Here is a 7,382-nt window from a genome sequence, read left to right on the forward strand (position 1 = left end):
CCCGGCTCAGGTCTACCGAACGATCCCCGCCGCCCGAGCTGCGCGCAGCCAGTCCGGAAATTCGCTGAGCAGACGACGGTACAACTCGGCGTCGCTGATCTTGTCGATGTCGTCGACGCTGAAGAACCCGGCATTGTCGACCGTCCGACCTTCCATCGTGTCGAGGCGTTCGAGGACGCCGTAGTCGGCCTTACCGAGTCCGACGAACTGCCAGAACGCCGGAAGCTTGGATGCCTCTTTCATCAACTCGCTGATCTGCTTCTTGTTGTTGAATCCTCCGTCGGTGAAGAACAGCACCAGCGTCGGCGTCGGCGCACCGGGAGCGAGCGAGGAAATGATCTCGCCCATGATGGGCCGTTCGTCGTTGAACCCGCCGATACGTTTGTAGTCGATCCCGCCGTGCACGCCGCTGATATGCAGGTAGGTCGACGACCATTCTTCGGCTTCGTGGACGGTGATGTCGGGGAGCCGAGCGAACGACTGGGCATACAGGTAGGGCTCGAGCGTCCCATCGTCGTCGACCTGCACAGCGATCGGAACCATGCGTTCGACGACCTCGTGGATGCGCTTCTTCAAATACTGCCTGCTCATGCTGCCGGTCTTGTCGATGACGAGGACCACGCGTGCTCGTACACCGGGCTCACCCTTGTCGAGAAGAACCTTGGCGACTTCGCGTTTGCGTAGGTCGAGCTTCTGGCGCTTCTCGAGCGACAGTTTCTCCTCACCTGCCACAGTGCGGATGCCGCTCTGATCTACTGCCGGCGTCGGCGGTGCGTCATCGACCTGCACGCCGTGTTCGGTGACGAGGGCGGACAGCCCGGCATCCCAACCAGCGGAGACGTTGCGGATCTTCCACTCACCATTGCGGCGGTAGATCTCGAGGAGCACTGCGGCTCGTTCGGTGGTCAGTTCCAGCGCCTTCGCGGTCGCGGTTCCTGCGGGATGGGCGACGACGACGCCCAGGCCGGGTACGGACGCGAGACTCCCGGTGACGCTGTCGTCGAGAGCTACTGCGATGGAAAGCCGTTCGATCGCGGGCGGGATGGCCGTGAGGTCGAGGGCGACGCGGTCGGCGGCGACCAGCCGAACAGCGCCTTCGGGCGAGGCGGGTTGGTTGAAGAACACGAAGTCGCTGTCGCTACGGACTTTGCCGTCGGCGCCGAGCTGAAACACCATCAGGTCGACGGTCCCCTGCTTCGCTCCGGATACCGACACGGTGACCGCGCCGGTGCCGATGGTGGTGTTCTGTCCGCGTGCCAATTCCGTCATGACTGATTCATACCTCGAGATCGACCAGACAAAAAGTTCGGGCGGGCCCTGGCGTCGACGCATGTCAGCGGGCCTTTCGTACACCACGGACTCGGTTAGTGAGGTTTGCCCTGTCGAAAATACGGTATGGCTGGTACACCATCGACGAACAGTACGATCGGCTCATGCCAGCGATCCAACATGCACCCCTCGCGGCCATCGACCCTGCCACCTTGTACAAGATCCTGATGCTGCGCATCGAGGTGTTCGTACACGAACAGCGCATCGTCGACGAGCCAGAATTGGACGGGGTCGATCTAGAGCCGTTCACGGAGTTGTACTGGATCGAAGAGAACAATGCGGTGGTGGCGACGCTTCGCTTGATCAACGACGGCGACCCTGCCCACATCGGCCGGGTTGCCACGGCGCGTTCGGCTCGTGGCCGTGGGCTCGCGGCCGATCTCATCGAGGCCGCACTGTCCGCAACTTCGACTGCGGTCGAGATATCGGCGCAGGCACACCTCGAAACTTGGTACGAGCGCTTCGGATTCGCTCGCACAGGCCCGAACTACATCGAGGCCGGGATCGACCACGTACCAATGCGCGTGACCACGACACGGCTGCCGCGGTAGGGGCTCGATTTGGGTGGATTTTTGCCCGGAGAGCGGGCAAAAATCCACCCAAATTGCTTGCAGGTTTGGCTACAACACGGCCTCGACGGACTTCTCAGCGTCGCGGACGCGGAGTTCACCGGACATGAGGCGAGGGAGGAGTGCATCGCGAAGCGTGGTGAGGGAGCGTGACTCGGTCGCCGCACTCACAGAAACCCTGTGCAACTCAGCAGCCTTGGCCGAGAAATCTGCAACGACATCCCGATCTGGAATTGCGACTGGCAGTGTCTTGAACCGTCCTCTCGGAATCTCGAGGAAGGTGGCTCCGTTTGATCGAGGTGCGCCGCGATGTCTACCTAACCGATCCACGTACCCCAGACGCTGCGCGCCCGGCGGCTCGTTCCGTTTCAATTGCGGCGCACTCTTACCCCGCGATTGCGCCTGCCGGTGCCCCCTCGATGCGGATTCGTTCCAGACGCAACGGTTTGATCTTCCAGGCGCCATCCACCTTCTGGAAACCTCACCGAGGAGGGGAGCCACTCCACCCATCGACCTGAAATCAGGCCTCTGTCACGCGTTGGTGGAGAGTCATGAACACGTGGTCGAAGGCGCTGCGGTGCGAAGCGTCTATCGCGGAACTTTTGGTCACCTCCGCAACCCATTCCGGGGCGCGGGCCGCGGAAGCGGCAACGGGCAACACCCACACCCGCTTCTCTGCCACGGAAGTCATTCCAAAGCCGCCAATCAGGTGCTGATACCGGTCGTGAGGATCGAAGTAAGTTCACCGGTAGGCGTTGGCATCCCCAAGACCGGCGACCGCGCGGACGCGGCCCTGCTGGGTACGCACCACCATGGTGGCAGCGAGGTCTGCAGCGAATTCCGCGTTCACTCCACGGAAATCGCCGTCGACGACACCCGCAGCCGTCCCATCGTACGCGCTGGCGTTTCCTGCGCTCGGTGTGATGCTGGTGATCGGCCTGTTCTATGTGGTCCTGGGGTTCTTCATGGATCAGATCGCGATCATCGCGTTGACGGTGCCGATCATGGTGCCGGTGGTCGAGGCGTTGGGGTACAGCCCGGTGTGATTCGGTATCTTCGTGGTGCTGCTCGCTGAGATCGGTTTGGTGACGCCGCCGCTCGGGTTGAATGTGTTTGTGGTGGCGAAGTCGGCGAATCGCCCTGTGGGAGAGGTTTTCCGGGGGCGTTGCCGTATGCGGTCGGTCTGTTGGTGTTGGGTGTGATCTTCCTGATCTGGCCGGATATCGTGATGGGGGTACCAGAATCGCGTTGATGCCCATAACGGGTACTGACGGCGCTCGCCGATGCTTCTCCGTAGCGCTCACCGACGCTTCGGCGAGCAGCAGGGGTGTACTTGCTGCCCGCCGAAGCGCTGTTGAGGTCCTCGGGCATGACCGGTTGCCGGCAAGCAAGCCTTCCCTCCGGCCAGGAGGACTCCCGTCAGAAGTCGGCGTCAATACAGGCCAAGCGGTCGCCCGCCATTCCGGCCTCACCGGGTTCGGTCATGGTGTGCTGTGCGTGAAGCACCACGGAGTTGGCCTCGTCGTCGCGGAACTCCCACTCGACTGTCGTCGAAGCCTGCGCGTTCCCGGCGTCATCGGTGGTGATGTCGAGCCAGATCTCGTTCTGGGGGTTCGCGTAGGCGGGGTCCGCCGAGGGGGCTTCCGGAGTGGCCGCCGGGTCGAGATCGTTCTGATAGTGCGGTCCCGAATCCGACGGTTGCATACCGCACGGCTGGGTATGCACATGCACACCGAAGTCCCGGTCCGGTGCCAAACCCGTCGCGTCGAGCGTGATCGTGGTGCGTCCGTCCTCTTCCTCGGAATCGACAGTCACCACTGAGCCGACGGGGACCGCAACTTCGTCGTAGGTGAAGGCGCTGTCGTCGTCGACGGGTTCTCCGGGCACTTGGAACGCGCCGGCCATGCCGGGGGCAGGCACCGGAGTGGCCATGTCGTCGGTTGTCGTCTCGGCAGTGGGCGACGGCGTTTCGAGGGTCGCCTCATCCGTCGTTGCCTCGTCGTCACCGCACCCTGCAGCAACAAGCGCTACCAAGGAGAGCCCTGCAATGAAGGTAGTTCTTCGTGTATTCATGCCTGCGGCATACCCGGCGACACACGATCGAATCAGGTTTCGGATCGTCCACCTGAGGTATCCGCTCCCCATGACTGAATTGTTCTCGAAACTGGAATCAGCGGCTTCGCTGGACCGACCGTCGACTGCGGTCCGCGATGCAGTCCGCCGCGTCACGTCAGGAACGGCCGGCGATCTGCTGCGCGGTGACGTGGCACCCGGACACCCACTGCATCCGGCGCTGGTCGCGGTGCCGATCGGGGCCTGGACCGCCGTTCCACTGTTCGATTTCGCATTCCACAAGCCGGAGGCTGCGCGTCTGCTGGTCGGAATCGGACTGGCCACAGCGGTGCCTTCCGCGCTCACCGGCTGGGTCGATTTCGCCGAATGCGACACCACACAACGCCGGGTCGGACTGGTGCACGCGGCCGTCAACGGGACCGGTATCGCGCTGATGGGCCTGTCGTATCTGGGGCGTCGTCGCGGCGGTGGTACCGCGGCGGTAGCTGCCAGCACGGCTGCGACCGCGCTGATCGGCCTCGGCGGCATGCTCGGCGGGCACTTGGCATACGCCCTTGGTGCAAGGACGAAGCCGCGCGTCGCCGAGCAGCCACCGGCAGGGTCTGCGTTCGACCCGGTGCACGCGTGACCTCAGCAGATTCGTAAGGCCAACGCTCAGTTGCGAGGCGGCAGACCGGTCCCGGGATCCGATCGATCGGTCCGGTCGGTGCTGTTGCCCTCGCGGTACGACGGATCGAGTTTGTTCGCGCGCTCCACCTCTTCCTCCAGTTCTGCACGGGAGCGTTCGGCTGCGGCACGCTGATTCTCCGCGCGATTGCCGAGGCGTTGCGCTTCTGCGGCCTTGGCATCGGCATCCGCTGCCGCCCGTCGCGCTTCCGCTTCGGTCTGGTCGGCTGCCACAGCACGTTGTTCGACTACCGGCTGCCGCTCCGTCACTCGTTCACGAATGTGCGTTGCCTCGGCATGCCGTTTCGCGACACCCCGACGCCTCAGGGCCACGACAAGCCCGACGAGCAACAGCAACACCACCAACGCGATGATGATCACTCCGACCCAAGCGTTCGTACTCATTGCATCCTCCTCCAAGTGATGCCACTGGTTACCCACGAGGACAAACGGGAAACACTCGGTTCGGACTTACCGGGCCGATCTCATGGAACGAATCTGTCTGGACGTCGGGTCATCGTCGGTCCCCTCGATGCTGGAGTATCTGCAGAGATGAGGACGGGCACCGCTACAGGGCTTCTGCCTTCGCAGCGTGTTCCGCCACCAGATCCTTGATGTCCTGATCGATCTCGAGCTCGAATGATCTGAACATCCGGGCCAACAGGTCGTAGCTGCCCACGGTGAAGATCAGGTCGAGAATCTGCTGGACGTCGAGATGCGCAGCCAGCACCTTCCATGTGGACGCGCTGATCTCGCCGTCCACGATGAGTTCGTCGACGGACCTCAGGATCGCCGCGTCGAGCTCATCCCAGAACGGTGCTGTCGGGCCGAACGTGACGCGGCTGATCTCATCGTCGTCGAGACCGGCATCGCGCGCCATGAACACATGCTGAATCCACTCGTACCCGGAGTCGCGCACAACGGAGACCCGGAGCACGAGAAGCTCGCGCTGGCGTTCCGACAACGTGGTCGCCATCAGCAGATGACCGTTGAAGGTGAAGTACGCCTTGGCCAGCTCCGGATGATGGGCGAATGTCCCCAACGTGTTGAGCGCCTTGGGGCGCCCCTCCGTCGACGGTTGTGCGTGTCGCGGATTCGGAGGCGTCATCGCAGCCAGCGCCCCACGCATTTCCTTGGGGAACTCGCGCAGAGTGAGCGGTTCGATTCGTGCCATATCGGTTGCCCTTCGATTCGTAAGTTTCTGAGTGTGCGACGCCGGACTACGCGACGGCCTCGTCGCCCACCAAAGTGGTGCGATGCAGCAGACGACGCGATGCTTCCAAGAGCAAGTGCTATCACCACGGGGATCTTCGCGCAGCACTCCTCAGGGAAGCCGAAGAACTATTGCAAACATCCGGGGAAGCCGGACTGTCGCTACGTGAGGTCGCTCGTACGGTCGCGTCAGCCACGGCGCACCGAGCCGGCATTTCGCCGATTAGGCCGCACTTCTCGAATCCCTTGCTGTGGAAGGCTTTTGTTGCCTGGGAACCAGGCTGGCGGCTGCGGCTACATTCGACGATCGCAGTTTCGTGCCCACCCTGCGCGATGTCGCAGTGTCTTTCGTTCGATTCTCGGCCGAGAACCCCGCATTGGTGGAGCTGATGTCCCGTTGCCGGCGGGAAGACGTCACCGATGAACTGCGGCACGCACGTGCCGCGAGTTTCGCCCCGGTTGCGACCTTGATCGACATCGGCTTGTCGGAGAATGAGCTGTCCGGTGATGCGCGGACCGTCGAGTCAATTCGGCCGACGTCGACCCCCTACTATAGTCAAGATTCCCCTACTATAGTAGGGGAATCTTCGAGTGGGAGGATCAACAGGAATGGACCTATCACGACCGCTTCAGACGGTGACCCCCACAGTCGACGGCGACGTTCTTGCCGTCCTTGCCGCGACTGCTGACAATCCATTCACCACAGGCCAATTACATCGCATGCTCAGCCACTATTCGGAAGCGGGAATCCGCAAGGTACTGCAGAGGTTGAGTAAGCAGGGAACCGTACTGGCCTCCAAGATCGGCAATGCGTATGTCTACCGATTGAATCCCGACCACTTGGGATATGAGCATATCGTCGGCCTCGCAGGCATCTTCAACGAGTTTCTGCGTCGCGTTGAACGTGAGTTGAGCACGTGGCCGGCCGCCCCGGTCTATGCAGCAATATTCGGTTCCGCTGCACGCGGGACGATGACCGTCGACAGTGATATCGACATCTTTCTCGTCAGGTCTGATACCGCCCCTGTCGACGACTGGGACGGACAGGTCACTGATCTGCTGTCTGCCATCACCAAGTGGACGGGAAACGACGCACGAGATCTGCAGTTCACCGAGTCCGAGATCACGCGGCACCGCAACGATGAACCAGTCCTTGACGATATCGCGTCCGAAGGCGTGACGGTCGCAGGTTCACGATCGCACTTCATTCGAACACTCCGTAGGGAGAGCGCATAGTGGCTCGGGAAAAGCCCTGCGATCGAGTGATTAGCACGGGGAGAATGAACAAAGCGGAACAGTTCTTCGACGCGGCTGCGATCGTGAACGAACTCGCAGACAACAACGATCTCGATGCGGTCGTCACCCTATGGGTGCACGCGGGTATCGCCGCATCGGACGTGATCTGCTGTGCCCGTTTGGGCAAGTATTCCCAATCCGACCTGAGTTGGCTCATTTCGTTAGTGCGTGAGTCACCGGCCTGAAATCCGATCCAAAATCTCGCGGATCTCGGGCTCGACCTGCGGTGGAAACGTA

9 protein-coding genes and 1 pseudogene are annotated in these 7,382 nt (G+C 62.2%); 5 read left to right on the plus strand and 5 right to left on the minus strand.

The features are described from left to right. Positions 1-12: 12 nt before the first annotated feature. The gene (locus tag ACFWB0_RS01685) at positions 13-1,269 is read right to left on the minus strand and encodes a VWA domain-containing protein (RefSeq protein WP_378488660.1); all 1,257 of its coding nucleotides are present in this window, start codon (positions 1,267-1,269) and stop codon (positions 13-15) included. Positions 1,270-1,433: 164 nt separating this feature from the next. On the opposite strand from ACFWB0_RS01685, the gene ACFWB0_RS01690 reads away from it, so the two are divergent. Next, positions 1,434-1,880 (plus strand): GNAT family N-acetyltransferase, encoded by a 447-nt coding sequence (locus ACFWB0_RS01690; RefSeq protein ID WP_378488661.1) that lies wholly within the window; start codon positions 1,434-1,436, stop codon positions 1,878-1,880. A 538-nt stretch (positions 1,881-2,418) separates the two neighbouring features. Here ACFWB0_RS01690 and ACFWB0_RS01695 read toward each other — a convergent pair. Continuing rightward, positions 2,419-2,580: a hypothetical protein gene (locus ACFWB0_RS01695; RefSeq protein WP_378488662.1), complete on the minus strand. Its 162-nt coding sequence runs from the start codon at positions 2,578-2,580 to the stop codon at positions 2,419-2,421. 133 nt (positions 2,581-2,713) lie between these two features. Between ACFWB0_RS01695 and ACFWB0_RS01700 the strand changes: the two are divergent. Then, positions 2,714-3,100, plus strand: a pseudogene (locus ACFWB0_RS01700) (TRAP transporter large permease subunit). A 217-nt stretch (positions 3,101-3,317) separates the two neighbouring features. On the opposite strand, the gene ACFWB0_RS01705 reads toward ACFWB0_RS01700, so the two are convergent. Next, a complete protein-coding gene (locus ACFWB0_RS01705) occupies positions 3,318-3,971 on the minus strand; it encodes a superoxide dismutase family protein (protein WP_378488663.1) in 654 nt (217 codons plus the stop codon). A gap of 70 nt (positions 3,972-4,041) precedes the next feature. Between ACFWB0_RS01705 and ACFWB0_RS01710 the strand changes: the two genes are divergently transcribed. Next, a complete protein-coding gene (locus tag ACFWB0_RS01710) occupies positions 4,042-4,599 on the plus strand; it encodes a DUF2231 domain-containing protein (protein WP_378488664.1) in 558 nt (185 codons plus the stop codon). 26 nt (positions 4,600-4,625) lie between these two features. On the opposite strand, the gene ACFWB0_RS01715 is transcribed toward ACFWB0_RS01710, so the two are convergent. Then, positions 4,626-5,042, minus strand: a complete 417-nt coding sequence (locus tag ACFWB0_RS01715) for a hypothetical protein (protein WP_378488665.1) — start codon at positions 5,040-5,042, stop codon at positions 4,626-4,628. Between the two features lie 163 nt (positions 5,043-5,205). Continuing rightward, entirely contained in the window at positions 5,206-5,811 is a 606-nt protein-coding gene (locus ACFWB0_RS01720; RefSeq protein ID WP_378488666.1) for a carboxymuconolactone decarboxylase family protein, read from the minus strand. A gap of 674 nt (positions 5,812-6,485) precedes the next feature. Here ACFWB0_RS01720 and ACFWB0_RS01725 point away from each other — a divergent pair. Together ACFWB0_RS01725 and ACFWB0_RS01730 are read left to right on the plus strand one after the other, a co-directional pair. Beyond that, positions 6,486-7,085 carry a nucleotidyltransferase family protein gene (locus tag ACFWB0_RS01725; RefSeq protein WP_378488667.1) on the plus strand — a complete coding sequence of 200 codons (600 nt, stop codon included), beginning with the start codon at positions 6,486-6,488 and terminating at the stop codon, positions 7,083-7,085. 44 nt (positions 7,086-7,129) lie between these two features. Further along, the gene (locus ACFWB0_RS01730) at positions 7,130-7,330 is read left to right on the plus strand and encodes a hypothetical protein (protein WP_378488668.1); all 201 of its coding nucleotides are present in this window, start codon (positions 7,130-7,132) and stop codon (positions 7,328-7,330) included. Positions 7,331-7,382 lie beyond the last annotated feature (52 nt).

It is taken from the genome of Rhodococcus sp. NPDC060086, assembly GCF_042730275.1.
GTDB lineage: Bacteria > Actinomycetota > Actinomycetes > Mycobacteriales > Mycobacteriaceae > Rhodococcus.